This window comes from Haladaptatus sp. DYSN1, from assembly GCF_029489995.1.
Lineage (GTDB): Archaea > Halobacteriota > Halobacteria > Halobacteriales > Halococcaceae > QDMS2.
This window is the reverse complement of the sequence record NZ_CP120470.1, coordinates 471,743-498,148: the sequence shown is the minus strand read 5'-3', so window position 1 is coordinate 498,148 and position 26,406 is coordinate 471,743. Positions and strand designations below refer to the sequence as shown.

Here is a 26,406-nt window from a genome sequence, read left to right as displayed (position 1 = left end):
CACACTTAACCGCTCGCTACGATGACTGATACCAATGCGCGCAGTAGTGTTTCAGGGAGTGGGCGAACCGCTCACCGTAGAAGAGGTCGATGCGCCGACGTGCCCGCCTCATGGCGTGGTCGTGGAGACGGAAGCCTGTGGCATCTGCCGGTCGGACTGGCACGCCTGGCAGGGCGACTGGGACTGGGTCGGCGTGACGCCGAAACCGGGGCAAATTTTCGGCCACGAACCGGTCGGTATCATTGCGGAGGTCGGCGAGGAAGTCACCCAGTTCAGCGAGGGCGACCGGGTAACGACCCCGTTCAACCTCTCGGACGGAACCTGTCCGCACTGCCGGGCGGGCCGGGCGAATATCTGTGAGAACATCGTCCCGCTCGGTTTCGTCGGACCGGCACAGGGCGCGTTCGCAGAACGCTTCACCATCCCCGATGCGGACCACAACGCCGTGTTGCTCCCCGAGGGTGTGGACCCGACGGCGGTTGCGGCCCTCGGCTGTCGATTCGCCACGGCGTTTCACGGTCTCGCCCACCGCGTGGACGTGGCTCCCGGCGACTGGGTCGCGGTTCACGGCTGTGGCGGCGTCGGCCTCTCTGCGGTCCACATCGCGGCGGCCCTCGGTGCGAACGTCGTCGCCGTCGACATCGGCGCGGACAAGCTCGACCGAGCGCGAGAACTCGGCGCCCACGAGACGGTGAACGCGACGGACGCAGACAGCGTCCCTCGCGAGATAAAACGGCGCACCGGGGGCGGCGCACACGTCTCGGTGGACGCCCTTGGCATCGCGGAGACCTGCCGGAACTCGGTAAACTGCCTCGTTAAGGGCGGCCAGCATCTCCAGATTGGCCTGACCACGAGCGAAGAGCGCGGCGAAATCGCCCTGCCAATCGACGCCATCGCGATGGGCGAAAAGGAGATTTACGGCGCGTTCGGGATGCAGCCAAACCGCTACGACGAGGTGTTCCGGATGATTGCGAGTGGGAGCGTAAACCCCGGCAAAATCGTCTCTGAAACCGTCTCCCTCGACGAGGTGCCGGAGAAACTGGCGGCCCTCGGAACCTACGAGCCGGTCGGGATTCCGGTCGTCGATACGTTCTGAGCCGCCATCACCGCACTTAAGAGGGCAGGCCGTGCACTCCCCGCGTATGTTGGATAAGCTCGGAACGGGCGGCCTCGTTGGCCTCCTGTTACTGGTCGTCGGCCTCGGCGTCATCGCCTACGCAAACCCACTCGTCGCCGCCGGGCTCGCACTCGTACTCGCGGGTGTCGGACTCGTCGCGAAGGGACTCGTCTCCGGGATGCTCTCCGCATTCGGGATGGGTGAAATGTTCTAACTGCGGGAGAAGAGGTACGCGAACAGGCCGAACGCGCCGGTTAGCACGTTGACCAGGAAGAGCGCACCGACGAGCAGCCCCCAGACTGGTGCGCGGGATTTCCCCCTGCGATTTGCGTCGCGGTAGACGTACCGACCGGCAGCGATTGCGAATACGGTGTTGCAGACCAGAAAGAACACCACCAGCACCGCGAGGTCAGGGCCTCCCGCGAACGGAAACGAGACCATACACAGTCTCTGCGGACGGAAAGCAAATACTTGCTGGCTCGTCCCGTTGGCGGTTGTGACGGTATCGTTTCGTGATAGATGACAGTTGGCAGGTACATTTATCAGCAGGAATCTCCGAGTGTTAGCTAGTGACGCGCGACACCGACGTCGCCCAGTCAGAAGCGATAACGTCAAAGATTCTCGAAACCAGTCCGGTCGGTATCGCTGTTTTCGATGGAGACGCTCGAATCGTCCGCGTCAACGACCGCCTCGCTGACCTGCTGGGTGCGACGAAAGCCGAGATACTCAAGGGGGCGAGCGAGCTGCAAGAGTGGCCGGTGTACGACGAAGACGGAAACCACGTCACGAAAGCAGAACTCCCGATTCGCCAGGCCATTCTCACGGGCAAACCGATATACAATCAGGCCTATCAGGTTCCTCGAAACGACGACGAGCTGTTCTGGTGTTCGCTGAGCGCCTCGCCTATCTTCGACGAGGACGGCTCCGTCGCGTTCGTGGTCGTCTCGGTAGAGGACATCACGGAGGCGAAACGACGCGAGCAGGTCCTCGAAACCCAGACCCAGGAGTTAGAGACGGTCAATCAGATAAACCGCATCATCCGCGACATCAACCGGTCGCTCGTGTCCGCGACCACGCGCGGAGAGATAGAGCAGGCGGTCTGTGACTGTATCGTGAAGTCTGGGCTGTACGCCTTCGCCTGGATTGGCGAGCGCCACAGCAGCGGCGTCGGGTTGGTCCCCCGGGCGCGGGCCGGGGTCGACGACCGCTACTTTGCGACCCTCGAACGACTCGCGACAAACCATCCCGAACGGTCCGAATCCTGGCCGTCCACCATGGCGCTCACGACGGGGGAGTTGATGTTCGAACCCGACGTCGCGGCCACCGAGTCGATTCCGGAGTCGATTCGCGCCGAATCGCTGCGACTCGGCGGCGAGTCGGCCGTCGCCATCCCGCTTCGCTACGACGAAACCGTCTACGCAGTGCTCGTCGTTGCGTCCACTCGAGAAGCAGCCTTCGCCGAGCGCGAACTCGACGTGCTCACCGAACTCGGCGAGAGCATCGGCTACGCCATCAACGCGATTCAGGCGCGACGGCTACTGTTCTCGAACTCGGTCATCGAACTCGAATTCGAACTCACGAACCGGGACGCTGTGTTCGCCCGTCTCTCGAAGGACGGTGACTGTAGAATCCAATTCCAGCAGATGGTGGCTGGCCGCGACGGGAGCCTGTTGCTCTACTGTGGCATCACGGGGGCAACGGCCGAAACCATCGAATCGCTGGCCGGTGAGTTTCCCGAAATCGAACAGTGCCGGCTCATCCGCAAGGACGACGAGGAGACGCTGTTCGAGTTCGTCGTCTTCTCCCCGTCAGCGGTCAAGTCATTGATGGACCTCGGCGGGCACATCTCCGCAACCGTCGCAGACCGGGGCGTGAGTCGCATTCGCGTCGAGTTCCCACCAGACGCCGACGTCAGAGCGGCTGTCAACGCCGTCCGCGACCTGTACCCTGACGCGAAACTCGTCGCCAAGCGAGAACGCGACAACCCCGTCGAGACCACCCGCGAGTTCAGGCACAAACTCGACGAGCAGCTCACCGACCGCCAGCGCTCGGCGCTCAGAGCAGCCTACTACGCGGGCTACTTCGACTGGCCGCGGGGCTCGACGGCTGAGGAAATCGCAGCGTCGATGGGTATCTCCTCGGCGACGTTCCACCAGCATCTCCGGGCCGCACTCCGCAAACGCTTCTCTGCGTTCTTCGGTGACGACACTGACGAGACCACGAACCTAATTACATAGGCATATTATTTGTTGCCACGGCTGGCATAGCAGGTGATACCTCTCCGGGAGAGAGGTGCCTCTATTGCGGTACGGAAGGTGGGGTAGGGGGGAGGGGCCGTTTCCGGCGCCTTCTGCCACTCCACAGTGGACAAAGTGCCACACGTCTCGGAGTAGCATACTCATTTAGGGTGTGGTACGGTTAAACGTGACTGTAAGTGACACACGGAAAGTACAAGCCTCAGTCACTCTCACCGTGACCGGCACGATGTTCGCTGATGAGACGGTCTATCATCGCCTCCTGCTGTGCCTTTTCGCGTTCTTCTGCGCGCTCGTTCCAGGCGTCGATGACCGCTTCGACGTCGCTTTCACGCGCCACCGCGAGGTCGTCAATCTCCTGAATTGACACTTCCTCCGCGGACCCGACGGGGATGTCGTGTTCAAACAGTACCGCGTCGGCAGCATCAGAGAGCGTCCCGTACTTGAGCACGACGCGCGGTTCGGTCGCCGCGAGCGCCTCAGCCGTGCTCCGGCCCGCGCCGCTCGCGTCTCGCAGGAGAATCACGTCCGCCTTTGCGAGGCCGTACCGTTCTTGCGTGTCGGCGATGGCTCCCTTCGTGAACTGCGCGATTGGCTTTACCGACACGAGGTCCTCGTTCTCCGCGGTAACGTCTGCGAAGTTCGAGTGGTCGATGCGCCAGAGTTCTTTCAGGCGCTCCAGTTTGTCGCGCAACTTCTCGCTCGTCTCTTTTTCCGTGACGAGTTCGCGTTTCAGACGGTCTGTCTCGCGTTCGAGACGGGTTATTTCGCGGCGCTCTCTGGCTTCTTTTCGCTCCTCGCGGCGGGCCGTCGAGAGTTCTTTCTCGTACTCCTGTACCCGCTCGTTTTTGGTGGCAATCGTGTCCCGAAGGTCCTCGACGTGCGATTGGAGGCGGTTGACCTGCGCTTCGAGGTGCTTGATGCGCTTTTCCTCTTTGGTCAGTTCACGTTCGGTGTGTTCTGACTGCTGCTCTTCCGAGTCGTCTTCGGCCAGCAGGTCGTCGAGAACGCCCTCCACCGACTCGCCGCCGGCCACTACCCGTGCGGTTACTTCGCCGCGGTCTACGGGCGCGGGCACCTTCTTCGCGATGCGGTCGAACTGGTCTTCGTGGGCGTCGTAGGCGAACAACGCTGCGGCCATCGCGTCGCGTTCGTGGTCGTTGTCGTATCCCTCCTGGCGCGTCCGGTGTTGTTTTTCGTCGACAGGGAGGTCGCGCTGTGGAACCCACGCCGCCGCGTTGAAACTCCGGCGTATCTTCTCGACTGTTTCGGGCATCGGCGTCACGTCGGCGGCGACGAGAATGGGCCGCCCGTGTTCGATGATCCACTCGATGACGTCAGCGGTGTCCGCGGTGCGCGTAGAGAGGACGTCGAGCACTTCGCCGTCCAAGCCGACGATGGCCACCGCCGTGGTCGTGCCGGGGTCGATACCGACGAGGACGTGGTCGCGTCGCTTTGCGAGCGGCCGAAACTCGATGCCGTCGCGTCGCTCGCGCTCCATCTCCACGCGCACGTCACCAGAGCGGTGGGTCGTCACCGGAATCTCGTCCGGTCGGCCTTCGACCCGGAAGACGGCGTTCGCGTACCCGCCGTACTTTTCGGTAACGTCCTTCTCGAAGTCGAGGCCAACGTCCTTGAGCGTGGCTTCGACCTCACGGGACCGGGTGCGGACCGCGCCGTGAATCCGCCGCGTGAAGCGGTCTTCGCTCCAGCCACCCTTGCCGGTCGAGCGGCCCCGCGAGACCTTGATTCGCGTCGTGTTGGTGAACGCAGAGACTTCGTACCCCACGTTCGCAGCGGCGAGGCGGGCAGCGGCCTCCGCCTCCTTCATCGGGTCTTTACCGTAGGGGACGCCGTGGCGGGCGGCGACCCGAGAGAGCGGTTCTGGGCGCTCGTCGCCGGTCACCTGGACGAGTTTCGTCTCGCTCGGGAGTTCCTGTAGGAAGTGGACGAGGGCGTCCTTGTCTGCCGCGAGTTCGTACATGTTGTCCGTCGCGACGATGGCCGGCTTCTCGCGTTGGATGAGCCGACAGAGCTTGCGAAAAGTGACGACGTCGCGGTCGAGCGACTCTCCTTCGAAGGCGACGAGGGCGAAGGAAGGCGCATCACCCCGGATGTCGCCGCTTTGCACGTCGACCCCGAAAATCAGGGCGTCGAGGGCACTCGTTCGAGTACTCACACACTTGGGTAGGGCGTCATGTGACTTATACTGTCGTCTGTAAGCACTGAAGAATCCGACACCAGCAGGTGTCGAGTATCGTGAAAACGTTACAGACGACAGTACAGCGAATGGGGGGGTTCACTTCACGCGGTTTGCTTGACGACGCCGCCGAAGAAGACGGCCGCGAGCAGGGCGAAGACGACGAGCACGCGCCACCCGGCGGCGTAGCCGCTCGCGTCCGCGACGTAGCCAAAGAGCGGTGGGATGACGAGCGCGCCGGAGTTGAGCGCGGTCTGTGCGCCGGCGGTCGCCGCCCCCACCTCGCTCGGTGCGACGAGCATCGTCACAGAGGCGTGGTACAGACCCGTGAACCCGAGGACGGAGAGGCCGAGCAGGGCGAACACGGCGATGGCGGCGAAGCGGGCGTCCATCATCGGCAGGACGAAGAACAGCGCCGCAGAGCAGAGCGCGAGCACGACCATGATGAGGGCGCTGGCGTTCACGGGGTCACCCGGGAGGCGGTCTGCGAGGCCGCCAAAGGCCACCCGACCGGTGCTCCCCATCACCTGCACGAGCGCGAGGGTGAGGCCCGCAACCCCCACGGAAATCGACACGGATTCGGTGAGGTAGGGGACGAGGTAGCCGGTCATCGTGAACAGTGTCGCCGCGAGAAAGAGGCCACCGACGGTGAGCAGGACGTAGGCGCGATTGTCGGCGAGGCCGCGCACGTCCGGAATCGAGATGGTGCCCGAACCGTCGTGCTCGTTGGGATAGCCCCGCGAGAACGCGGCGGTCACGAGGAACGCGAGGCCGGCAGCGACGTAGAACCCGGCGTCCCATGGCACGCCGGCGCGTGCGGCGAGGCCGGTGACGACGAGCGCGCTCGCCCCGGCCCCGGCGGAGACGCCGACCTGTTTCACGCCGAGAGCGAGATTGCGATGGGAATCAGGGACGCCCTCGACGATGGCGCGATTGGTCGCGGGCATGGCCGAGGCGTAGGCCGCCCCGAGCGCGAACACCGCCCCCAGCAGGAAGGCGAACGAAGAGGCGAGGGTGACGCCGATGACGCCGAGCGCGAGGGCGACGAGGCCGCCGATCATGACGCGTTTCTCGCCGAGGCCGTCCACGGCCGCCCCCATCGGGAACAGAAACAGGGTGTACCCGAGGGTGAGTGTCGAGACGACGATACCGAGGGAGAACTTAGAGAGGCCGAATCCAGACTGGATGAGTCCGGTGGCGGCGAACACGCTGTAGTAGCAGACGCTCGCGGCGACTTGCCAGGCGAGAATGACGCCGACGGTTCGCCGTGCCTCAGTCATCCGGGTAGGGGACATCCACGGTTTGCCCGTCGTGAGGGACGAACACGTCACCGTCGAAAGCGGCAACAGCGTCGCTGTGGATGGCCCCGGCGTTCCCAGCGTAGCGCGAAGAGATGTGCGTCAGCGCGAGGCGTTTGACGCCGGCTTGCTGAGCGACTTCGCCCGCCTCGGTGCCAGTCGAATGACCCGTCTCGCGGGCGCGGTCGGCGCGTTCGTCGTCGAACGTCGCGTCGTGGATGAGCAGGTCTGCGTCCGCCGCCGCCTCGACGACGCTCTGGGCGGGGCGGGTGTCGCCGGTGTAGACGACGCGGCGGCCAGGACGGGGTTCGCCGACGACCTGTGCCGGTTCGACGACCGTGCCGTCGTCGAGTTCGACGGGATTGCCCGCGTGGAGTTCCTGAAACAACGGCCCGACGGGGACGCCGAGTTCCTCTGCGCGCTCGCGGTTGAACCGCCCTTTGCGGTCTTCTTCGACGAGGGCGTAGCCGACCGAGGTGGTGCGGTGGTCTGTTTCGAAGGTTCTGACTTCGTACTCCTCGCCCCCGTGGGCGACCTCGTCCGGTTCGACTTCGTTGATGTGGACGGGGTAGGAGGGGCGTGCGCCCGTGGCTTCGACGAGGTTGCGAATCTCGCGGCGGGTTCCCGTCGGCGTGTGGATGGTGAGCGGGTCGTCGCGGCCGTTGAAATCCCACGTCTGGATGAGGCCGGGAATCCCGAGGACGTGGTCGCCGTGGAGGTGCGTGACGAAGAGGTGAGAAACGGCAAAACCGGTTCCAAAGCGCATCATCTGTCGCTGGGTGCCTTCGGCGGCGTCGAACAGCAATCGCTCGCCTTCGCGGTTGACCATCAGCGCACTGGGATTGCGCTCGGTGGTCGGCACCGCCCCACTCGTTCCGAGAAACGTCACGCGCATGGCCCGAATTTGGGCGGTGAAGCATTAAACGCGCTTCGGAAACGGGCCGTGAGTCAGGCGAAACCGGTCGCAACCCGGTCACGACGAAATCGTTGTTCGAAGGCGAGTTCTTATCAATTAGAGAGTTTTTGAAAACATTGTATGTCTACAAAACTGATTGGTTCGCTGCTGGTGGCAGCCATGCTCGTGCTCGCTGGCTGTACCGGCGGCATGGGACCAGCCGACGACACCACGACGACGGCGGGAGACGGTGACCCATCCGAGACGGGGACGGTCAACTTCTTCATCTCCGACCAGGAGAACGCCATCTCCGCGTTCTCGCACCTGAACGTGACCGTCGATGCGGTGTCGTTCCGTAAGGCGGGGAGTGACGACGGAGGCGACGACGAGAAATCGACCACGGCTGAGACTGCAACGACCACGGCTGAAACGACCTCGGCCGAGGCGACCACACAGGCCGACACGACAACCGAGACGGAAACCGAAGCCGAGACAGAAACCACGGAAACCGAGTCAGAAGACGGTGACGACTCCGGCTGGGAGACCTACGAGGTCGATTCGAAGACCTTCGACCTGACCGAGCTACAGGGTGAGAACGCACAGAAGCTCGCCGCCTTCGACCTCGAATCCGGCACCTACACCGAGGTTCGCCTCCACATCTCCGACGTGGACGGAACGCTCAAAGACGGTGAGGAAGTGTCGGTGAAACTTCCGAGCGACACGCTCAAAATCAAGTCCGAGTTCACGCTCGACGCCGAATCCGAGGTGGACTTCGTCTACGACATCTCCGTCCGTTCGGCGGGCAACAGCGGCAAATACGTCATCCAACCGGTCGTGAAGGAGTCCGGCGTGAACGTCCCGTACACCGACATCGGGAGCGACGAGGGTGACGAGGAAACCGACAGCGCAGACGGTGACCTGGCGCTCGAACTCGTCGGCGACGCCGTCGCCGGCGAAGAAGCCACCGTGAAAGTGACGCAGGCCGGCGAACCCGTCGCGAACGCAAACGTCACGGTCAACGGCGAAGCCGCCGGAACGACCGGCGAAGACGGAACCGTCTCGTTCACCGTCCCCGTCGGGTCCGAGGTGAACGTCGAAGCGACGTCAGGCGAGGCCGAAGGCGAACTCGACGTTTCGCTCGAGGGTACCGCAGGCGTGACGAGCGACTCCCTCGCCCCGCTCGCATAATCGACCGATTCTTACCCCCACATTTCCTTCTATGCGGTAATGGACGGGCCGCTGTGGACCGATACGCACGCGCCGGCACTCTCAGACCTCCCCCAGCCGGAGGTCCGCGACTACCTCACGCGGGCCGTAGACGAGCCGATTAACCTCGTTCTGCACGGCCCACAGGGCAGCGGGAAGACCGCCGCCGTGCGTGCGCTCGCGAGAGAAGCACACGACGACCCTGACAACGATTTGGTAGAAATCAACGTCGCCGACTTCTTCAACCGAACCAAAAAGGAGATTTCGAACGACCCGCGCTTCGAGCACTTCCTCACTGGAAAGAGCGACCTGCCGAAACGCGACATGATAAACCACGTCCTCAAGGAGTCTGCGAGTTACGCGCCGGTGTCGGGCACCTACAAGACCATCCTGCTCGATAACGCGGAAGCCATCCGCGAGGACTTCCAGCAGGCGCTGCGACGAGTGATGGAGCGCCACCACAAGACGACCCAGTTCGTCGTCACGACCCGGCAACCGACGAAGCTGATTCCGCCCATCAAGTCGCGCTGTTTCCCGGTTCCTGTCCGCGCACCGACGGCGAAGGAAAGCGCAGAAGTCCTGCGTCGAATCGTCGAAGCCGAAGAAGTCGAGTACGAGGAAGACGGCATCCAGTACCTCGCTGGCTACGGCGGTGGTGACCTGCGCAAGGCCATCCTCGGCGCACAGACCACGTTCGAAGACGCCGGTGAAATCACCATGCAGACCGCCTATGAGGCACTCGGCGAAATCGGGAACAAAGAGCAGGTCGAGACGATGGTCGCGAAGGCCGAAAAGCGCCAGTTCACGGACGCGCGCAAAATTCTCGACGACCTGCTCGTAGACGAGGGCTACAGTGGCAGTGAAATTTTACAGGACATCCTCGGGGTGGCGCGGTCGCGCTACAGCGGCGATAATCTGGCTCGGCTTTACGAGATTGCCGGTGAGATTGATATGGACCTCGCAGAGGGGACGAGCGACCGGATTCACATCTCGCACCTCCTCGCTGAGATAGGGCGGTAGTCGCTCACTTTTTCCCACCAGCCAATCGCGTCGCCTCCGGGCGCAGCCGAAGTCTCAACATGGAGAGCGTGCCGAGCAGTGGCCCAATCGCGAGCGGCGCGAACGCCCACTGCCACCCGACGAGGTCCACGAGGACAGGAACCAGTTGAATCGAGGCGATAGTGAGCAGGAAGCCGAGGGCGGTCTGGAGGGTGAGCGCCGTCCCGACGTAACTCGATTCGGCGAGTTCCGTGACCGCGACCGAGAACTGGGCGGAGTCGGCGACGATGGTGAATCCCCAGAGGAGGACGAACGGCGCGAGAATCCAGAGCGGTGCGCCGAAGACGAACCCGGCGGCGAGACAGCTCAGGCCGCTCACGCCCATACTGACGCTCGTGACCGTGGTTCGACCGAGGCGGTCTGCGGCGAGGCCGGCGACGAGTGCGCCCGCGCCGCCGATGGCGATGGTGCCGAAGGCGAGCAGGCCGGCGGTTCGCTGTGAGCCGGGGGTTCCGGCGGCGAGGCTGGCGACGAGGAAGACGGGAATCCACGTCCAGACGGCGTAGAGTTCCCACATGTGGCCGAAGTAGCCGCCGTTCGCGAGCAGGGTCGGACGGTCACGAAGAATGCGGACGACGGCGCGCGGGTCGAACGGGGCGGCGGGCGACTGGTAGGGGCCTTCGGTCACGAACAGCGCGAGGGCTGCGCCGACGGTGGCGACGCCCGCCGCGCCGAAGAGGACGAGTCGCGGGTTGTCGACACCGCCGATGACGCGGATGAGGTGGGGCAGGGCCGAGCCGACGGTGAGCGCCCCGACCAGAACGCCGACGGCCATGCCCCGCCCGGCGCGGAACCACCCGGCCATGAGTTTCATCCCCGGTGGGTAGACGCCGGCGAGCATCATGCCGGTCAGGAAGCGCAGGACGACGGCGGGAAGGAGCGATTCGACGAACGCGGCGATGGCGGCGGTTGCCGCCGCGCCGACGAGGGCCGCACCGGCGACGAGGTACTTCGGCGTAATCACGTCGGAGATGGTGAACGCCGCAGAGAGGAGTGCCCCGGTGACGAAGCCGAGTTGGACGGCGTTCGTGAGCCACGCCGTCTCCGCGGGCGTGAGGTCCCACGCCGCGGCGAGTTCCGGGGCCGCCGCCGTCGCCGAGAACCACAGCGACATTATCAAAAGCTCCGCCGTGGCGATGAGCAAGAGCATCCGAAGACGGCGGGTGGACGAAACGCCCGTCATTATTCAGAACGATGACAGGCGACGGCTAAAGGCTTGCCCGCGCGTGTGAGGAGCGCGCAGCCCGTACAGCTTTTTTCGTGGTCGAAACCGTTTATCAAAAATTCTGGGTTGGCACACTGACACAAATGACAGAACGTTCAGTCTAAAAGAGTGTAACACAGCTCTTTCCGCTGGTTTTTACACATTGTGCAGCCGACCTATATGGTTAGCGTACGTGAATTATTGACCAAAAGACATTTACTCGGACTCGCGGTTACACACGGTGATGTTGACGAGTGGCCGACGAACCTCCCTCCAGGTTCTCGGTACCCTGGTGGGGACGGACAGATACGACACAGGATTGACAGCACAGTCGCGGTTCGCGACCAAGGAGTGCGTGTAGCATGAGCGACCAGCCCTCCAAGCGTGGTCCTCGACCGTCTCGACGACACCTGCTCGCGCTCGGCGCGTCACTCGGCCTCGCGGGGTGCATGGACATCACCTCCGGGTTCGAAAAGTGGCGACAGGACGGGCCTGCGACCACTTCGACGAACACCCCGGCAGCGACGTCGACCGCAACCCCACAGACTGAGACGGCCACAGAGACGGAGACAGAAACGCCCGAACCGGTCGAAGAAGCCGTAAACGGCGTCCCAATAAAGCGCACCGAGTTCACGTATCGCGAACTGCCCTACGAAGAACGTCCTCAGTTCTTCGGGCAGTACCGTGACGCGAAGCCACAGTGTGACAAGACCGTCTCACAGGTCAACGAACTGCCCGACCTCATCCCGGCGACGGTCGGCGACCACACCGGTCACTTTCCGCTCCGGACGACACGTTGGCTGCTTCGCTGCCTGCACTGTTATCGCGAAAGCGGAAAACAGGGCTACCTCGACCGCGCAGAGGAGTTCTCCCAGGCGCTCGTAGACGACGCCGCGATTGGCCCAAACGACGGCATCTACTTCTCGTATCGTCTCGACAAGGCGGGGTCGAGCGCCGACCTGAAAGCGCCGTGGTACTCGGGAATGTGCCAGGGCGTCGGCCTCTCTGCGTACACTTACTTCCACGAGCTCACGGGCGACGACAAGTACCTGGACTTAGCAGAGCGGGTGTTCCAGACGTTCAAGTCCGTAAAGCGGACCACTGACGGCCCGTGGACGACGATGGTCGACCCAAACGGCTACTACTGGGTCGAGGAGTATCCCTTCGAACCGCCGACGCACGTTATAAACGGCAAGTGTATCGGCATCTGGGGGCTGTACGACTACTGGCTGCACACCGAATCTGCGGAGGCGAAGTTACTCCTCGACGCCACGCTCACCACGGTGCAGAACTACGCCGACCACTGGCGCGTCCCCGGTGAAGTGAGCTACTACGGACTCGACGGCTACCGGCGCTGGCAACTCGGCCAGACCGACCGGTATCCGGACCCGTACCGTGGCAACGACTACTACCACGGCGTCCACCTCATCCAGATAGACAAGCTCTACAAGCTCACCGGCGACGAGTTCTTCAAGCAGATGTGGGAACGCTACAAGTCGGACGACCCCGGCGACATGTCCTGACCACGTGGCCAGCTTTTATTCGAGCACGAGAATGTGGCGGGTCAGCGTGCCGTGAACGTACCGCTCGAACGAGTGAGTGACTTCCCAGCCAGCCGCTCGCGCTTCCTCGGACCACGGGCGGTCCGCGACGAGGACGCACTTCTCTCCGACGCGCCTCGCTTCCGCGAGCGCACCGGCTACGAGGTCCGCGAGGTCGAGGTTCGCGATTTTCGACTGGCGACCGTACGGCGCGTCGAACACGACGGCGTCAACCGAATCGTCACGGAGGGCGAGGGCAGTCGCATCGCCGCGCACGATGCCGAAGTCCGCGTCATCGGGCAGCAGTTCGGTGAGATTCTGCTTCGTGCCCCGAACCATCTTCCACTGGGCGTCGTTGCCGACGAGACGCGCCCCCACGAGACCGCCTTCGAGGAGGACGCCGCCAGTTCCGCACATCGGGTCTAGAAGGGTGCGCCCCGGGCCGGCCCCGGCGATGTTCACGAGCGCCCGGGCGAGCAGCGGTTCCATCGACCCGGGCTGGAAGAAGGGACGGGCGGTCGGATTGCGGTCACCGTAGTCGCGGAGGCTCGCGGCAGCTTCCCAGCCGAGTGCGCAGACGTCGTCTGCGAACAGCGCGCGGAGGGTGTGGTCGGGGTCGTCCAAATCGACGGTGAACCCGTGGTCTACGAGCACGCCACCGAGCACGCGCTCTGCCTGCTGGGTGCTCACGTTCGCCGTATTCTGGATGTCCCGGGCGCGGACGGCGACGCTCCCCTCACGGTCGAACGTCGCGGATTCGAGCAGCAGGCGGGCGCTCTCGACGGAGGCATCGGTGTGGCCCACGAGTTCGTTCGCGCGGTGGGTGTAGGCGAGACGCGCGATGGCCGCGGCGTCGATGCTCCCGGCGCGGACGAGGCCGGTGGCCATCGGGGTCACCGCTGTCGCCGCGCTCTCGGCCTCGCAGGCGGCGAAAGCGTGGTCTTCACCACCGAGTTCCAGGACGTACACGATGCGCACTCTGGAACCTCGAACAAAGAGCGTATCGGTTAAATACGCCGAAACCTGTCAACGGCTGGCACCAACATTTATAAACCTTAAATACAAGTTTTTAAACGAAACATGACTGACCCCAAGGAGACTATTAATATTGAGAACGTGGTTGCCTCCACAGGCATCGGTCAGGAACTCGACCTTCAGTCTGTCGCGATGGACTTAGAAGGTGCCGACTACGACCCCGAACAGTTCCCCGGTCTCGTTTACCGCACCCAGAACCCGAAGTCTGCCGCACTCATCTTCCGCTCTGGCAAAATCGTCTGCACCGGTGCTAAGAGCACCGACGACGTCCACGAGAGCCTGAACATCGTGTTCGACAAGCTCCGTGAACTCAACATCAACGTAGACGAGGACCCTGAAATCGTCGTCCAGAACATCGTCACGAGCGCGGACCTCGGTCGCAACCTGAACCTGAACGCAATCGCCATCGGGCTCGGCCTCGAAAACATCGAGTACGAACCAGAGCAGTTCCCCGGCCTCGTCTACCGCCTCGACGAGCCGAAAGTCGTCGCCCTGCTGTTTGGCTCCGGCAAACTCGTCATCACGGGTGGGAAGAAACCGGTCGACGCAGAACACGCCGTCGACAAGATCGTCTCGCGCCTCGAAGAACTCGGCCTGCTCGAGTAACTTCCGGCACACACAAGCCTTTTCGCACTCTCACAGACGAGTATGGACTCTACCGCACTGCAGGTCGTCCCAGCCGAAGGCGGCCCGCTCGCGGTCGCTGGGACGTTCGTCCTTGGGGCGCTTTTCTACGCACTCACCGCGCACATCGCCGCCCGGTACGTCCTCGGCGACGTACCGCCGACCCGTGCCCTCATGGTCGGCCCCGTGCCGGCACTGGTGACGATTCTCCTCCAGCAATACCCCGTCGCCGTAATGTTGCTCATGGGATTCATCGCCGACTTTCTGGCGATTCGGTTCATCTACCGCGTGCGGCTCAAAACAGGTGGTCTCATCGCCGTCGTCCACTACACCGTCACGGTGTTGCTCGCGCTCGTCCTCGCGAACCTCGTGGCGCTACTCGGAACCGCACCGACCTGAAAAATCCAGTTTCTATTCGACCAATCGCTCGATTTCCGTCACGAGAATCCCCGACGCGCCGAGTTGCTTTACCTCCGTGATGGTCTCGAACACGTCGCGCTCGTCCACGACCACATGGACGGCGACGTTGTCTCCGCCCGCGATATCCATCACCGTCGGGCCGCCGAGGCCGGGCAATGCCTCGCGAATGGCGTCGAGCTGGTCGCGAGGTGCGTTCATCATCAGGTAGCGCTTGCCCTCCGCGTGGAGCACGGAGTCGAGCGCCGTCTTGATTTGCCCCACTTTCTCGTCCTCGACGACGTCCTCGCGAGCGAACAGGCGCACGGAGCTGCCCAAGACTTCATCAAGGATAGCGAGGCGATTGACGCGTAGCGTCGTCCCGGTGGAGGTGATGTCGATGATGGCGTCGGCCATGTCCACGTGCGGTGTGAGTTCGGTCGCCCCAGTGACCTCCACGATGTCCGGGTCGATGTCCCGCTCTGCGAAGTAGTTGCGCGCGATGTTCGGGAACTCCGTGGCGACGGTCTTCCCATCTAAGTCGTAAATCTCCTCGATGTCGCCGTCTTCGGGCGCAGCGAGCACGAGGCGACACTGCCCGTAGCCGAGGTCCAGCAGGTCGACGAGGTTCGAGACGCCCGACTCGTGGACCTGGTCTAGGCCGGTGATGCCCACGTCCGCCGCGCCGTCTGCGACGTACTCGGGGATGTCCGCGGCGCGGACGAAGAGGATAGTGACAGCTGGGTCGACCGTGCTGGCGTAGAGTTTGCGATCTGCGCCGTCCACGACGTGCAGCCCTGCGCGTTCGAGCAGGTCAATCGTCGGGTCGTGCAGTCGGCCTTTGTTCGGCACAGCGATGCGCATATATTCGGGCGAAGGGGGCGAGGGGGCAACTGTGTTTCGTCCGTGGCAGACCGGTGGCTTTTCGCAGACGGACACAGAATCTCCGGCTATGACCACGCTCCAGATTACCGGCGGGAAGGTCCTCCTGCCGGACCTCTCGGTCGAAGACGCAGACGTGCTCGTAGACCAGGACGCGGGCACGATTCTCGACGTGGGCGACGTCGAAGCAGGCGACGAGACCTTAGACGCCTCCGGGTCGCTCGTCATGCCGGGGCTCGTGAACGCCCACTGCCACGCCGCGATGACCCTGCTCCGGGGCTACGCCGACGACAAGCCGCTCATGGACTGGCTCCAGGAGGACATCTGGCCGGCAGAGGCGCAGTTGACGCCCGAAGACGTGCGCGTCGGGACCGAGTTGGGCATCGTGGAGATGCTCAAGGCTGGCGTCACGACGTTCGCGGATATGTACTTCGAGGTGCCCGAAGTTTCGGCGGCGGTCGAGGACCTCGGCGTCCGCGCCCGCATCGGCCACGGAATCGTGACCATCGGCAAGGACGAGGACGACGCCTGGGACGACATCGAGGAATCCATCGAGGTGGCCTCCGAGTTCGACGGCGCGGCAGGCGGGCGCATCAAGACGGCAGTGATGCCACACAGTCTCACGACGGTCGGCGAGGAGTACTACCGCGAGTTCCTGCCCGAGGTGCGCGAGGCGGGGCTTCCGGTCCACTACCACGCGAACGAGACGTTAGGTGAAGTCGAGCCAATCGTGGAGGAGCACGGCGAGCGTCCAATCGAGTACGCCGCAGACCTCGGGATGCTCGACGCGGGCGACTTCTTCGCCCACGGCGTGCACCTGGACGAGACCGAGATTTCGGTGCTCGCAGCCCACGACGCCTCGGTCGTCCACTGCCCGGCGTCGAACATGAAGCTCGCGAGCGGGATGGCCCCCGTGCAGGCACTCCGCGATGCGGGCGTGACCGTCGCGCTCGGCACCGACGGCGCGGCCTCGAACAACGACTTAGACCTGTTCGACGAGATGCGCGACGCGGCCATGCTCGGGAAACTCGCCACCGGTGATGCGAGCGCCGTCCCCGCCGAGGCCGTCGTGGAGATGGCGACGCAGGGCGGGGCGGACGCACTTGGCTTCGACGTGGGACGCATCGAGGCGGGGGCGAAAGCCGACCTCGCTGTCGTGGACTTCGAGGCCCCGCACCTCACCCCGGCACACGACTACGTGAGCCACCTCGCCTACGCCGTCCGCGGCTCTGACGTGCGCCACACCGTTTGCGACGGTCAGGTGCTCATGCGCGACCGCGACGTGCTCGTCTGCGACGAGGCCGCGGTGCGCGAGCGGGCGGCAGAACACGCCGCAGCGCTCGTCGACCGCGCCTGAGCGGTCGACTCGCCGGTTGGTCGCCGAAGATCCAGAAAATCTAACAGTTAGGGTTTGTGAAACGACGACCTATTTGTCGCCAATCATAAGGGTAGAAATAAACGTATAGAGTCGTTTCTAAACGGTCTTGAGGAACCTCTACCGCCATATCTCGTCGCATGAACTGAACGAACAACGAAAACTGAACTGAACAGAAATCTGTATTTATCTCGTTTCCTGAATATCGTTGTCTCGATGAATTCGAAACCGAAGTTGTTCGCCATCGCAGCCGTGATGGCGTTGTTGCTCGCGACCGTCGGCCCCGTGGCCGCGTTCGCGGGTGACGAGACAGCGGGCAACGATTCGATGAGTACAGCTGGAAACGACGCACCGCTCGCGGTGCACGTTACAGAGACGGGTACCGACGTGACCGTCACCGTGACCAACGCGAGTGAGCACGTCTCGAACGCGAACGTGACCGTCGCGCCGGTGGGCGACGCCACCTACGACGGTGCTGGTGAGTACACAACCGACGAGAACGGGACCGTTTCACTCCCCGTTCCGGGCGAACAGGTCGAAGTCGAAATCGTCGCCACGAGCGGTGACGAGCGCGTGACCACGACCACCGTGCTCGGCGACTGGCGACCGACCGTGGACGGCGACGCACCGTTCGGCCAGCACGTCTCACGGTTCGTCCACTACCTGTTAGACCGCGATGATTTAGACGACGACAAGCCGTTCGGGCAGATGGTTCGCGAGTTCGTCCACGAACAGAAACAGCGGGCGGACAAGCACGCGAAGAAACACGACGACGAGAGTGAGAGCGCGGATGAAGAGTCCGACCGCGAGGACAAACGTCCCGACCACGCGAAGGATAAGGCGGACAAGGAAGACAAGCGCCCCGACCACGCCGGACCGAAGGACGGCCACGAGCGCGGCACTGACAAGACATCTGACGACGGCGAGGACGAGGATAGCGAAACCGACGACGAAGACGAAGCGGAGAACAGCGACGCGGAAAACTGAAGTAGAGTCCGCGAAACGGGCACTCCGCGGTCGGAGCTGAATCGCACGCAAACTGACCCATCTGAACTGTCAGTGGCACCCCGCTCCGAGTTCTCGGAGCCAGCACGTCGATTCGGGATGTGAGTTTTTCTGCGGGCTGTAGACGAGTCCGGTAGCGTTTTGACCCGCCTGTGCCATTCTTCCGCCATGAGTGACGCTTATCCGCCTGTCAGCGAGCACCTCGACGATATCGAGGCCGCCCGCAAAGAGGGCCGTCGCAAGATGGACTGGGCGCTCCAGCACATGCCCATCCTCCAGGCACTCCGCGAGACGTACAAAGCCGAGAAACCGTTCGCCGGCCAAGTCATCGGCATGGCGATGCACGTCGAGGCGAAGACCGCGAACCTCGTCGAACTGCTCGCCCTCGGCGGCGCAGAAGTCGCCATCACGGGGTGCAATCCGCTCTCGACGCACGACGACGTGAGCGCCGCGCTCGATAACAACGACAACATCACCTCCTACGCCGTCCGCGGCGTTGACAGCGACGAGTACTACGACGCTATCGAGGCTGTCATCGCCCACGCACCCACCATCACCGTCGACGACGGGATGGACATGGTCGCCGCGATTCACGAGAACCATCCGGAACTCATCGATTCCATCATCGGCGGCGCAGAGGAGACGACGACGGGTGTCCACCGCCTGCGGGCGATGGACCGCGACGGGGAACTCAAGTACCCAATCTTCGCCGTCAACGACACGCCGATGAAGCGCCTGTTCGACAACATCCACGGCACGGGCGAATCGAGCCTCGCCACCATCGCCATGACGACGAACCTCTCGTACGCCGGGAAGACCGTCGTCGTCGCCGGCTACGGCTACTGTGGCAAGGGCGTCGCGAAGAAAGCCGCCGGGCAAAACGCGCACGTCGTCGTCACGGAAGTCGACCCACGCCGCGCCCTCGAAGCCCACATGGAAGGCTACGAAGTCATGCCGATGGCAGACGCCGCGGAGGTTGGTGACGTGTTCATCACGACCACCGGCAACCGCGACGTCATCACTGAGAGTCACTTCGAGGTCATGAAAGACGGCGTCCTCCTCGCGAACGCCGGCCACTTCGACGTCGAAATCAATCTCGACCAGCTCGAAGCGATGGCAGCGAACGTCTACGAAGCCCGCGACGGCGTCATGGCCTACGAACTCGAAGATGGCCGCGACCTGAACGTCCTCGCCGAGGGCCGCCTCGTCAACCTCGCGAGTCCAATCGCGCTTGGCCACCCGGTCGAAGTGATGGACCAGAGCTTCGGCGTGCAGGCCGTCGTCGTCGAGGAACTCGTCGAAAATGCAGAGAAATACGACGCCGGCGTCCACGACGTACCGGACGAACTCGACCGCCGCGTCGCAGAAATCAAGCTGGACGCAGAGGGCATCGACTTCGACACCCTCACCGACGCCCAGTCAGCGTATCTCGGCTCCTGGGACCACGGGACGTAAGCCAGTGCCCTATTTTCCGCCGCGGACGACGTGGCCATACTTGAGCAGCGAGACGAACACCGCCCCACCGAGCGCGTTGCCCACCGTCGCGAGGGCGAGGAAGTGCAGGTAGTCGAGGAAGCCGAGTTCCGGCACGAGGAACAATCCGGCGAGCACCTCGACGTTGCCCGCGATGCTGTGAGGCAGGCCCGCGAGTCCGATAGTGACCGTTACGAGCCAAACGAAGAACACGCGGCTGATGGTCTCCTGGGCGGCCGCGACGAGCCACGAGAGCAGGCCCATGAGCCAGCCAGCGAGCACCGCGGCGGTGAACAACCCCCACGTCGAGTGTTCCGTGAGTTTGACCGCAATTTCTGCGAACGCAGAGGCGTCCGCGATGCCGTAGGAGGGCGCTGCGGTCACGGCGATGGCGGCGAAGATGATGCCGCCGACGATGTTCCCGACGTAGACGATGCCCCAGAGCCGCCCGAGTTGGGCGAGCGTCGCATCGCGATTGAGCACGGGTAACACGGCGAGGGTCGTGTGTTCGGTGAACAGTTCCGAGCGTCCGAGGACGACGAAGATGAAGCCGACGGCGTAGGCGTTGGCGAGCGCGATATGGAGCAGGGGTTCGCTCCAGAGGTCGCCAGCCATCGTGATGATGACGGCCATGAGCAGCGGCCCGAAGCCGATGTCGAGGCCCGCAGACAGCGCAGAGAGAAACAGCCCCTCGCGTGGTCGCCTGAGTTCGTTGAGTCCCTCGTCTATCTGCCGGGAAAGAATCGTCTTCGAGGAGGTTTGTTCGGTGGTTCCGCCATCGACCACTGGGTCGCCACTCATGACTCTCTAGGCGGGTGTTCTGCAATTCGCTACTAAAGTGGTTGGGCCGTTCACTGTCAGGTAGCGGTTTTTATACGTCCCCACCGACCAGATTCACGTACGAATGGCAAACTCCAACTCGAAGGGCAACCGCCGCGAGCGGGAACTCGTGAACCTGCTCGACGAAGCCGGGTTCGCGGTCATGCGCGCCCCCGCGAGCGGCGCGGCGACCACGCGAGAACTTCCGGACGTGCTCGCGGGCAACGGCGACGTGTTCTACGCCATCGAGGCGAAGGCGTCCTCCGGGCGGCCCATCTATCTCACGGGCGAAGAAGTCGAAGCTCTCGTCTACTTCTCACAGAATTTCGGCGCGAAACCGCGCATCGCCGTGCGCTTCGACCGCGAAGACTGGTACTTCTTCCACCCCGCAGACCTCTACGTCACCGATGGCGGGAACTACCGCGTGAAAAAGGAGACGGCACTCTCCGAGGGCGAAGACCTGGACGAACTGACCGGAAAATCGAAAAAGACGCGGCTCACCGACATCGGCGAGGACGCTTAACCGGTGGCACCGGCCGCCGGCTGTGGGGAGTCGTCGCCCGCGGCTTCGAGGGTCGCCGGTCGCGCGAGTCGCGAGTAGGGGAACGAGTAGCGGCGGAGTCGTGACCGTCGCAGCGTGTCTCGTGGGTAGACCGCCTCGACGACGAGGTCGTCGCGGTCGTACAGGTGGTTGCCGGGATAGCCCGCGACGGTCGTGTTCGCGGTGGGGATTTCGACTTCGTCCGCTCGGTCCGTGGTGACCCGATAAACGATGAGGGGGTCGCCCGTCTCGCGGTCGATTACCCGGTCGCCGGGTTCGAGTTTGTGCCCGGGACAGAGGAACGGTCGCGGCGCACCTCTGCGAGCCATGAGTCGGTCGCCACAGACGGCGCACTTCGTGGTGAACTTGCCCGGCGGCGGGACGCGCCCGAGGGTGATTTCGAGCGCGACCCGCCGCTGGTGTTTGCACTTCGCGTTTCTGAGTTCGTAGTCCGGACACGAACACTCGTGTTTTGCGAGGTCGACGACGTAGGTCGCGCCGCTCTCGCTATCGACGGCGTAGCGTCCATCAGGAAGCTGTCGGACGGCCATGCGTTCCGTCCACGCACGTGCAGACCGACTATCCATTCTGGAGGTGTCGGGCGCGAGTGCGATTTTTCGTGCTGGTGACGCTGGTGTTGCTTGCAATGGCGTCATGATTGCTCCGTGGGTGGCGCACATCATCCGCCGTGGCGTCCGCCAACCACTCCACGTGAACAGTAGGTTCCGAAGGGACGTAAACTCTCGGTATGGACCGTTTATACCTATAATTCTCTGTCGAAAGTAGCGTGAAAATTCCCCCTTCATTTCGACTGGAGCGCGCCTCTGAAGCTTCGAAGCGCTTTTGAAGTGGGGAACAGAAGGCGGCGCATGGAATTAGAGCGGGACGCGCTTGTCGAAATCGTCGTCTCTACGGTCGCCGTCGTGCTGTTTGTCGCGGTCGTCGTGGCCGTCGGGGCGACGTACACGAGAGATTCGCTGAGCAGCCAGGGTGCACTCGCACTCGTCGGCACCATCGTTGGCTTCGTGTTGTTGATGGCGGGAATCGGCTTCTGGCTCTCGCGAAAGAAGTAGACTCAGGCCTCTTCTGACTCGGCTTCTGCGTTCTCCGTACGCCAGTCGGTGAGGTCATCGTCGTCCGCGTCGTCGATGGCTTTCTCGTAGTAGGCCATCGGGTGCGAGATGGTCTCACAGCGGTCGTCTTTGTTGATACAGTCGCCGTAGGATTGCATCGTCGCACACGACGGTGCCGAGTATTCGGTCGGACTCGTCGCCCCGCGGATATGATTCGTCTGATAGCGCGTAATCTCCTCACCGAAGCCGGGATTCACCTCGTAGAGCGAGACGATTTCGTCCGTGTCCATCCCGATACTGGCGAGGAAGGCGGTGATGGCGAACCGAGAGTGGTGCTCCAGATGTTCGCCCTTCTGAATCTTGTCGAGCAGCGCCTTCATGCACGGCGGGAACAGGTCGGGGACCACGGTGTCGATTTCGCGGGTGAGGTCGAGTTCCGAGATGACCTGCTCTAGGTGTTCGACCTCGTCTGCGAGCGACTCGGCGATGGCGTCGGGGACGTTCAGGGGGAGTCCGTCCTCGATGCGGTGTTGAACCGCCTGACGCAGGAGCTGGTGGCACTCTGCCTGCGTGACGGGGACCTGTCCGTCCGCGAGTTCGCGGTTGACGAGTCGCCACTCGTCGCCCCACATGTCCGCCGCGAGCAGGAGGTACGTCGCCACGTCGACGCGATAGCCCGCGCCGTCTTCGTGGACGTGGCTCGCGAGGTCGAATTCGGCGAGGAGTTGGTCGAACGAGAGGCGTTCTGTCTGCGTGCTCTTGAGTTCCGTGCGTTCCTCGAACTCCGCGACGAACTGTTCGTGGGCGGCTTTCGCCTCCGCACGGGCGTACCGCCGGGTGCAGATGTGAACGTCCACGAGCGAGACGAGCACGCGGGCGACGGGATACGAAAGCAGTTCCGTGCGGGCGCTCCGGTCGGGTTCGCCCACGTCACCGTCGGTGAGTGCGCCCTCCACGCGCGCCACGGCCCGCGCGACGACGGGGTCGTCCTCGCGGGCGACGAGTTCGGCGAGGTCCACGCCCGCCTCTTGGACCGCCTGCCGCGAGGCTGCGAGGAACGGGTATCTGGCGTGGAGTTGCTTCATTGAACTTCACCTTCTTGGTGAGTCCGAATAAATTGAATGGATTCTCGGAGAGTCGGGTTAGCTGTCTCGCATGAAGGCGAACGTGGTGCCAAGGTGCGTGCCGACGAGGACCGTGCCGTCGGTGACTGTTGGGGCTGAAACTGCGTCACCTTCGAGTTCGTATCGGGTCAGGAGTTCGCCCGAATTCGCGTCGTACTTGTGGAGTCGCCATTCGTCGGTGCCGGCGTAGATGCTATCACCTGCGACAGCGAGTTCGCCAAGTCCGACGTAATTGCTGTGCGGCGATGGACGAGTGTTGTGCTCCCATTCGACGGTCCCATCCGTCGGCGAGAGTCGGTAGAGCCGGTGGTTGTCGATGTCGTTTCCGATTGCGTCATCGTTACCTGCGGTGACGAACACCGCGTTGTCAGTCGAGACGATGGAATCGACGTAGGTGTTCTCGTCTTCGCGCCCGTGTGAGAACGTTTTCGACCAGCGTTCGATTCCGTCGATATCGTAGGCTACGAGGTTCGTCCGTGGGTCCTCGTTTCGTGTTTGACTTCCGGCGAGAACGGTGGTGTCGTAGGCTTCGAGCGATTCGAGTCGTGGACCGCGTTCGCTCCAGCCAAGCGTTCCAGTATGACGCTCTACGGCCCACAGACGGCCATTCGTGTCGTTGAAGATGACGAATGGACCGCCGATAACGGGCCCAGCCGCAAAGCCTTCGAGGCCGGGGCAGGTCTTTCCACTGAAGTCCCACTTCACGCTCCCGTCGGCAGCATCCAGTGCGTAGAGTTTCGACCACGGGTGGCGGTATTTCGTGCCAACGAACACCGTTCCGTCTGCGACGGCCACGTCGGTGTCGAGCGGTCGTTCTGGTGAGAAGCGCCACTGTTCGACGCCAGTAGCACGGTCGACAGCGTACAGCACATCGCGGTCAGCCACGAACACGGTTCCCTGTTCGCTTGCAGGGCCAAACTGGAGCGACCCCTGTGCAATGAACTCCCATTCCTGCTCGCCCGTCTCTGGGTCAAGGCCGTAAAGTCCACCGTCCGCGTCTGCCGTGACGGTCAGTTGCGTGCTGTCTGCGAGTGGCGATGCGTGAGCCGCTTTCGTATCGAACCGCCATGCGAGTGATTCGGGTGGTGCGCCAAACTCGTAGACGCTCCCCCCGCCAGTCAGGTACAGTCGGCCGTCGGCGACGATTGGATTCGAGATGTAGGTCGAATTTGGTCGTGCAGGCAGAACGTTCAGGACATCCCCCGTTTCCGTGTCAAAGGTGAAGAGATGATACTCCCCGTTATTGAGCTGTGCGAGGGCGAAAAGCTTCGAATCGGCCGCGACGATCGTGCTGTAGAACCCGGAAATCGCCATCTGATCCCAGGTGTCACCTCCGGGATGTGTGTCGTATTGGCGTTCCCAGCGATATTCTCCAGTCGCAGCATCGATTGCCCAGAACGTGTTGTAGCCGTCCCTCACGTAGACGGTGCCGTTCGCTACTGTTGGCTGTGAAACCCCCCGGTGATTCGTGACGTCTCGTGCCCAAACCGGCGTTCCGTCTGCTGGGTCGTAGGCGACGACTCGTCGTCCAACCGTGAGGTAAACGAGTCCATCTCCGACGACCGGGGAGACGCTCAATGGGGTTCCTCTGTCGTCTCGCCACACCTCACTACCGTCTTCGGTCGAGAGGGCGAGAATTCGCTGTTGGTCGGTGAAGTAGACAGTTCCATCTGTGACGGCCGGTGCGTCGGGTTCCCCGTCGGACAGATTTCCGTGTTCGTTGTCTCGTGGGGACGGACCGTCGACTCGCCACGTCTCTGAACCGTCTTCGGTATCGAGTGCGACGAACGCGCTTCGGTGGCCGTCGACACCGATGAGTTTGAAAAAGACCTGTCCGTCTGCAAGTGTCCCGACAGAGGGATACTTTGCGTCTGATTCGTACCGCCAGAGTTCAGCCCCATCGGACCGCGAAAACGCGGCGACATCGTTCTCGACGAATACCTGTTCACCAGATGCGACACCGACGACGATAACACGGTCTTCGTGGACGATTGGCGTGTACTTCGACCCCGAATTGCCGATTTCTTTGCTCCAGGCTGTCGACTGGGACGCGAGGTCGATGGCCGACAGGTACAGTGTTCTATCAGTGTGTGAGGCCGTGACCTCGTGTACGACGTACGCAACGCCATCAGCGATTGCTGGCGCATAGGGGGCAGCCTCCGGCGTGTCGACGCTCCAACGGACCATCGCGTCCGTGTCTGGAGCGGCTTCTCCCGCTGCGTGCCAGGTGTTCTGTGAATCGTAGGCGTACGTCGGATAGCCACTAACCGCCGTCTCTGCTGCCGCAACGTCGGAGAGTGTGGACAGACCCGCGCCTGTCGCACCTGCACCGAGGAGGGCACCGAGCGCTTGGAGGGTAGTACGTCGGTTAAGTTCCGTCATCGTCTAGAGATATTCTAAAAAGCCTGTAAGTGTCTTCTGGCTAAGATAATAACTAGACAAACCGAATGGTCAGCAACCTATCGTGAAAAAATCGCAAGAAATGAGGGTTAGTCGCTCTGGATACGTGGGGCGAGCATGTAGGTGACGCTGCCCTGGCCCTCTGCGAGTTCGAAGTGGAGTTTCACCGGGAACTCCTCGCCTAAGTCGATGGTGACCTCGCCGTCTTTCGGGATGGCCTTGTTCATATCCTTCAGATAGTCGAGCGAGAACAGCGAGCGGGCCTGCCCGGCCTGCAGGTCGATGAGGTCCTCGCGGGGGAGTTCCAGACGCACGTCGTCGGTGTCGCCCTCTGCGGAGACGTAGAACAACTCGTCTGCCTCTTCGACGCCCAGTGCGATGTGGTCGGAGACCATATCTGCGGCCTTGACTGCCCGGTCGATGTCGCGTCCCTCGATGACGACCTGTGCCGGCAGGTCCAGGTTGGGGATGTCCGGCTCCTGCCGGATGGAGTCGGGGTCGATGAGCGCGAGGGTATACTCTAAGCCCTCAATCTGGATGTGGAGCTTTCGCGTCTCCTCGTCCAGTTCGAGCTGCACGAGTTGGCCAGAGCTGGCCATCCCTGCGATGTTCTCCAGTCGGGAAAGATTAACGCCAATGACGCCGCCGTCCGCCTCGTAGGACTCGAAGGCGCTGGCATCGAGCGTGAGGTCCACCATCCCAACGTTGGCCGGGTCGACCGCCCGAATGGCGAACCCGTCCTCGTTGAGGTGGATTTTACACTCGTCTACCAGCACACTCACGGAATCAAGGGCCGTCCGGAGCGTTTCAGCGCTCACGATAGCCTTGAACATGTATTTCGGGGTACGAAAGCCCGGCATAAAAAGACTCGCGTTCGCGCCTGC

Annotated in this window: 25 protein-coding genes; 13 read left to right on the top strand and 12 right to left on the bottom strand. The window is 63.1% G+C overall.

Annotation, left to right across the window (positions count from 1 at the left end; all coding sequences use genetic code 11):
* Positions 1 to 34 precede the first annotated feature (34 nt).
* Positions 35 to 1,096: a zinc-dependent alcohol dehydrogenase family protein gene (locus P0648_RS02585; RefSeq protein ID WP_277505101.1), complete on the top strand. Its 1,062-nt coding sequence runs from the start codon at positions 35 to 37 to the stop codon at positions 1,094 to 1,096.
* 46 nt (positions 1,097 to 1,142) lie between these two features.
* Positions 1,143 to 1,331 (top strand): hypothetical protein, encoded by a 189-nt coding sequence (locus tag P0648_RS02580; protein WP_276245803.1) that lies wholly within the window; start codon positions 1,143 to 1,145, stop codon positions 1,329 to 1,331.
* Here the strand turns inward: P0648_RS02580 and P0648_RS02575 are convergent.
* Positions 1,328 to 1,558 carry a hypothetical protein gene (locus tag P0648_RS02575; RefSeq protein ID WP_277505100.1) on the bottom strand — a complete coding sequence of 77 codons (231 nt, stop codon included), beginning with the start codon at positions 1,556 to 1,558 and terminating at the stop codon, positions 1,328 to 1,330. The genes P0648_RS02580 and P0648_RS02575 overlap by 4 nt on opposite strands.
* Positions 1,559 to 1,686: 128 nt before the next feature.
* On the opposite strand from P0648_RS02575, the gene P0648_RS02570 reads away from it, so the two are divergent.
* The gene (locus P0648_RS02570) at positions 1,687 to 3,354 is read left to right on the top strand and encodes a bacterio-opsin activator domain-containing protein (protein WP_277505097.1); all 1,668 of its coding nucleotides are present in this window, start codon (positions 1,687 to 1,689) and stop codon (positions 3,352 to 3,354) included.
* 220 nt (positions 3,355 to 3,574) lie between these two features.
* Here the strand turns inward: P0648_RS02570 and P0648_RS02565 are convergent, their stop codons facing one another.
* The 3 genes from P0648_RS02565 to rnz form a co-directional block, all read right to left on the bottom strand.
* Entirely contained in the window at positions 3,575 to 5,551 is a 1,977-nt protein-coding gene (locus tag P0648_RS02565) for a DUF460 domain-containing protein (RefSeq protein ID WP_277505096.1), read from the bottom strand.
* Between the two features lie 125 nt (positions 5,552 to 5,676).
* Positions 5,677 to 6,852 (bottom strand): MFS transporter, encoded by a 1,176-nt coding sequence (locus P0648_RS02560; RefSeq protein WP_277505095.1) that lies wholly within the window; start codon positions 6,850 to 6,852, stop codon positions 5,677 to 5,679.
* The gene (gene rnz / locus P0648_RS02555; protein ID WP_277505094.1) at positions 6,845 to 7,765 is read right to left on the bottom strand and encodes a ribonuclease Z; all 921 of its coding nucleotides are present in this window, start codon (positions 7,763 to 7,765) and stop codon (positions 6,845 to 6,847) included. Before rnz ends, P0648_RS02560 begins: the two co-directional genes overlap by 8 nt.
* Before the next feature lie 141 nt (positions 7,766 to 7,906).
* Between rnz and P0648_RS02550 the strand changes: the two genes are divergently transcribed.
* Together P0648_RS02550 and P0648_RS02545 are read left to right on the top strand one after the other, a co-directional pair.
* Entirely contained in the window at positions 7,907 to 8,953 is a 1,047-nt protein-coding gene (locus P0648_RS02550) for a DUF4382 domain-containing protein (RefSeq protein ID WP_277505093.1), read from the top strand.
* Between the two features lie 39 nt (positions 8,954 to 8,992).
* Positions 8,993 to 9,991: an AAA family ATPase gene (locus tag P0648_RS02545; RefSeq protein ID WP_277505092.1), complete on the top strand. Its 999-nt coding sequence runs from the start codon at positions 8,993 to 8,995 to the stop codon at positions 9,989 to 9,991.
* A 4-nt stretch (positions 9,992 to 9,995) separates the two neighbouring features.
* On the opposite strand, the gene P0648_RS02540 is transcribed toward P0648_RS02545, so the two are convergent.
* Positions 9,996 to 11,213: an MFS transporter gene (locus tag P0648_RS02540; protein ID WP_277505091.1), complete on the bottom strand. Its 1,218-nt coding sequence runs from the start codon at positions 11,211 to 11,213 to the stop codon at positions 9,996 to 9,998.
* A gap of 383 nt (positions 11,214 to 11,596) precedes the next feature.
* Here P0648_RS02540 and P0648_RS02535 point away from each other — a divergent pair, with 383 nt between their 5' ends.
* Positions 11,597 to 12,757: a D-glucuronyl C5-epimerase family protein gene (locus P0648_RS02535; protein WP_276274627.1), complete on the top strand. Its 1,161-nt coding sequence runs from the start codon at positions 11,597 to 11,599 to the stop codon at positions 12,755 to 12,757.
* A gap of 15 nt (positions 12,758 to 12,772) precedes the next feature.
* On the opposite strand, the gene P0648_RS02530 is transcribed toward P0648_RS02535, so the two are convergent.
* Positions 12,773 to 13,744 carry a methyltransferase domain-containing protein gene (locus P0648_RS02530; protein ID WP_277505854.1) on the bottom strand — a complete coding sequence of 324 codons (972 nt, stop codon included), beginning with the start codon at positions 13,742 to 13,744 and terminating at the stop codon, positions 12,773 to 12,775.
* 111 nt (positions 13,745 to 13,855) lie between these two features.
* Between P0648_RS02530 and P0648_RS02525 the strand changes: the two genes are divergently transcribed.
* Together P0648_RS02525 and P0648_RS02520 are read left to right on the top strand one after the other, a co-directional pair.
* Positions 13,856 to 14,416, top strand: a complete 561-nt coding sequence (locus P0648_RS02525; protein WP_276245813.1) for a TATA-box-binding protein — start codon at positions 13,856 to 13,858, stop codon at positions 14,414 to 14,416.
* Between the two features lie 42 nt (positions 14,417 to 14,458).
* Positions 14,459 to 14,833: a hypothetical protein gene (locus tag P0648_RS02520; protein ID WP_276245814.1), complete on the top strand. Its 375-nt coding sequence runs from the start codon at positions 14,459 to 14,461 to the stop codon at positions 14,831 to 14,833.
* A 12-nt stretch (positions 14,834 to 14,845) separates the two neighbouring features.
* On the opposite strand, the gene hisG is transcribed toward P0648_RS02520, so the two are convergent.
* Entirely contained in the window at positions 14,846 to 15,694 is an 849-nt protein-coding gene (gene hisG, locus P0648_RS02515; RefSeq protein ID WP_276245815.1) for an ATP phosphoribosyltransferase, read from the bottom strand.
* A gap of 88 nt (positions 15,695 to 15,782) precedes the next feature.
* Here hisG and P0648_RS02510 point away from each other — a divergent pair, with 88 nt between their 5' ends.
* The 3 genes from P0648_RS02510 (at position 15,783) to P0648_RS02500 (ending at position 19,547) form a co-directional block, all read left to right on the top strand.
* Positions 15,783 to 17,069 (top strand): amidohydrolase, encoded by a 1,287-nt coding sequence (locus P0648_RS02510; protein ID WP_277505090.1) that lies wholly within the window; start codon positions 15,783 to 15,785, stop codon positions 17,067 to 17,069.
* A 234-nt stretch (positions 17,070 to 17,303) separates the two neighbouring features.
* Positions 17,304 to 18,074, top strand: coding sequence for a hypothetical protein (locus P0648_RS02505; RefSeq protein ID WP_277505089.1), 771 nt, complete (start codon positions 17,304 to 17,306; stop codon positions 18,072 to 18,074).
* 186 nt (positions 18,075 to 18,260) lie between these two features.
* Positions 18,261 to 19,547: an adenosylhomocysteinase gene (locus P0648_RS02500; protein ID WP_277505088.1), complete on the top strand. Its 1,287-nt coding sequence runs from the start codon at positions 18,261 to 18,263 to the stop codon at positions 19,545 to 19,547.
* A gap of 9 nt (positions 19,548 to 19,556) precedes the next feature.
* Here the strand turns inward: P0648_RS02500 and P0648_RS02495 are convergent, their stop codons facing one another.
* Complete coding sequence (locus tag P0648_RS02495; RefSeq protein ID WP_276274631.1) at positions 19,557 to 20,366, bottom strand: formate/nitrite transporter family protein; 810 nt, start codon at positions 20,364 to 20,366, stop codon at positions 19,557 to 19,559.
* A 103-nt stretch (positions 20,367 to 20,469) separates the two neighbouring features.
* Here P0648_RS02495 and hjc point away from each other — a divergent pair, with 103 nt between their 5' ends.
* The gene (gene hjc, locus P0648_RS02490; RefSeq protein WP_276245821.1) at positions 20,470 to 20,907 is read left to right on the top strand and encodes a Holliday junction resolvase Hjc; all 438 of its coding nucleotides are present in this window, start codon (positions 20,470 to 20,472) and stop codon (positions 20,905 to 20,907) included.
* On the opposite strand, the gene P0648_RS02485 is transcribed toward hjc, so the two are convergent.
* Positions 20,904 to 21,476: an SWIM zinc finger family protein gene (locus tag P0648_RS02485; protein ID WP_277505087.1), complete on the bottom strand. Its 573-nt coding sequence runs from the start codon at positions 21,474 to 21,476 to the stop codon at positions 20,904 to 20,906. The two genes, hjc and P0648_RS02485, sit on opposite strands and share 4 nt — an antisense overlap.
* A 318-nt stretch (positions 21,477 to 21,794) precedes the next feature.
* On the opposite strand from P0648_RS02485, the gene P0648_RS02480 reads away from it, so the two are divergent.
* On the top strand, positions 21,795 to 21,998 hold the full coding sequence (locus P0648_RS02480) for a hypothetical protein (protein WP_276245823.1): 204 nt from the start codon (positions 21,795 to 21,797) through the stop codon (positions 21,996 to 21,998).
* Positions 21,999 to 22,000: 2 nt separating this feature from the next.
* On the opposite strand, the gene priL is transcribed toward P0648_RS02480, so the two are convergent.
* The 3 genes from priL to P0648_RS02465 form a co-directional block, all read right to left on the bottom strand.
* The gene (gene priL / locus P0648_RS02475) at positions 22,001 to 23,083 is read right to left on the bottom strand and encodes a DNA primase regulatory subunit PriL (RefSeq protein WP_276274633.1); all 1,083 of its coding nucleotides are present in this window, start codon (positions 23,081 to 23,083) and stop codon (positions 22,001 to 22,003) included.
* 57 nt (positions 23,084 to 23,140) lie between these two features.
* Entirely contained in the window at positions 23,141 to 25,504 is a 2,364-nt protein-coding gene (locus P0648_RS02470; RefSeq protein ID WP_277505086.1) for a PQQ-binding-like beta-propeller repeat protein, read from the bottom strand.
* Between the two features lie 107 nt (positions 25,505 to 25,611).
* Positions 25,612 to 26,355, bottom strand: coding sequence for a DNA polymerase sliding clamp (locus tag P0648_RS02465; RefSeq protein WP_276245826.1), 744 nt, complete (start codon positions 26,353 to 26,355; stop codon positions 25,612 to 25,614).
* Positions 26,356 to 26,406: the final 51 nt, after the last annotated feature.

Coding starts and splice junctions, on each gene's coding strand:
- P0648_RS02585 (WP_277505101.1), top strand. CDS start 35: ATGCGCGCAGTAGTGTTTCAGGGAGTGGGCGAACCGCTCACCGTAGAA.
- P0648_RS02580 (WP_276245803.1), top strand. CDS start 1,143: ATGTTGGATAAGCTCGGAACGGGCGGCCTCGTTGGCCTCCTGTTACTG.
- P0648_RS02575 (WP_277505100.1), bottom strand. CDS start 1,558: ATGGTCTCGTTTCCGTTCGCGGGAGGCCCTGACCTCGCGGTGCTGGTG.
- P0648_RS02560 (WP_277505095.1), bottom strand. CDS start 6,852: ATGACTGAGGCACGGCGAACCGTCGGCGTCATTCTCGCCTGGCAAGTC.
- rnz (WP_277505094.1), bottom strand. CDS start 7,765: ATGCGCGTGACGTTTCTCGGAACGAGTGGGGCGGTGCCGACCACCGAG.
- P0648_RS02550 (WP_277505093.1), top strand. CDS start 7,907: ATGTCTACAAAACTGATTGGTTCGCTGCTGGTGGCAGCCATGCTCGTG.
- P0648_RS02545 (WP_277505092.1), top strand. CDS start 8,993: ATGGACGGGCCGCTGTGGACCGATACGCACGCGCCGGCACTCTCAGAC.
- P0648_RS02540 (WP_277505091.1), bottom strand. CDS start 11,213: ATGACGGGCGTTTCGTCCACCCGCCGTCTTCGGATGCTCTTGCTCATC.
- P0648_RS02535 (WP_276274627.1), top strand. CDS start 11,597: ATGAGCGACCAGCCCTCCAAGCGTGGTCCTCGACCGTCTCGACGACAC.
- P0648_RS02525 (WP_276245813.1), top strand. CDS start 13,856: ATGACTGACCCCAAGGAGACTATTAATATTGAGAACGTGGTTGCCTCC.
- P0648_RS02520 (WP_276245814.1), top strand. CDS start 14,459: ATGGACTCTACCGCACTGCAGGTCGTCCCAGCCGAAGGCGGCCCGCTC.
- hisG (WP_276245815.1), bottom strand. CDS start 15,694: ATGCGCATCGCTGTGCCGAACAAAGGCCGACTGCACGACCCGACGATT.
- P0648_RS02510 (WP_277505090.1), top strand. CDS start 15,783: ATGACCACGCTCCAGATTACCGGCGGGAAGGTCCTCCTGCCGGACCTC.
- P0648_RS02505 (WP_277505089.1), top strand. CDS start 17,304: ATGAATTCGAAACCGAAGTTGTTCGCCATCGCAGCCGTGATGGCGTTG.
- P0648_RS02500 (WP_277505088.1), top strand. CDS start 18,261: ATGAGTGACGCTTATCCGCCTGTCAGCGAGCACCTCGACGATATCGAG.
- P0648_RS02495 (WP_276274631.1), bottom strand. CDS start 20,366: ATGAGTGGCGACCCAGTGGTCGATGGCGGAACCACCGAACAAACCTCC.
- hjc (WP_276245821.1), top strand. CDS start 20,470: ATGGCAAACTCCAACTCGAAGGGCAACCGCCGCGAGCGGGAACTCGTG.
- P0648_RS02485 (WP_277505087.1), bottom strand. CDS start 21,476: ATGGCCGTCCGACAGCTTCCTGATGGACGCTACGCCGTCGATAGCGAG.
- P0648_RS02480 (WP_276245823.1), top strand. CDS start 21,795: ATGGAATTAGAGCGGGACGCGCTTGTCGAAATCGTCGTCTCTACGGTC.
- priL (WP_276274633.1), bottom strand. CDS start 23,083: ATGAAGCAACTCCACGCCAGATACCCGTTCCTCGCAGCCTCGCGGCAG.
- P0648_RS02470 (WP_277505086.1), bottom strand. CDS start 25,504: ATGACGGAACTTAACCGACGTACTACCCTCCAAGCGCTCGGTGCCCTC.
- P0648_RS02465 (WP_276245826.1), bottom strand. CDS start 26,355: ATGTTCAAGGCTATCGTGAGCGCTGAAACGCTCCGGACGGCCCTTGAT.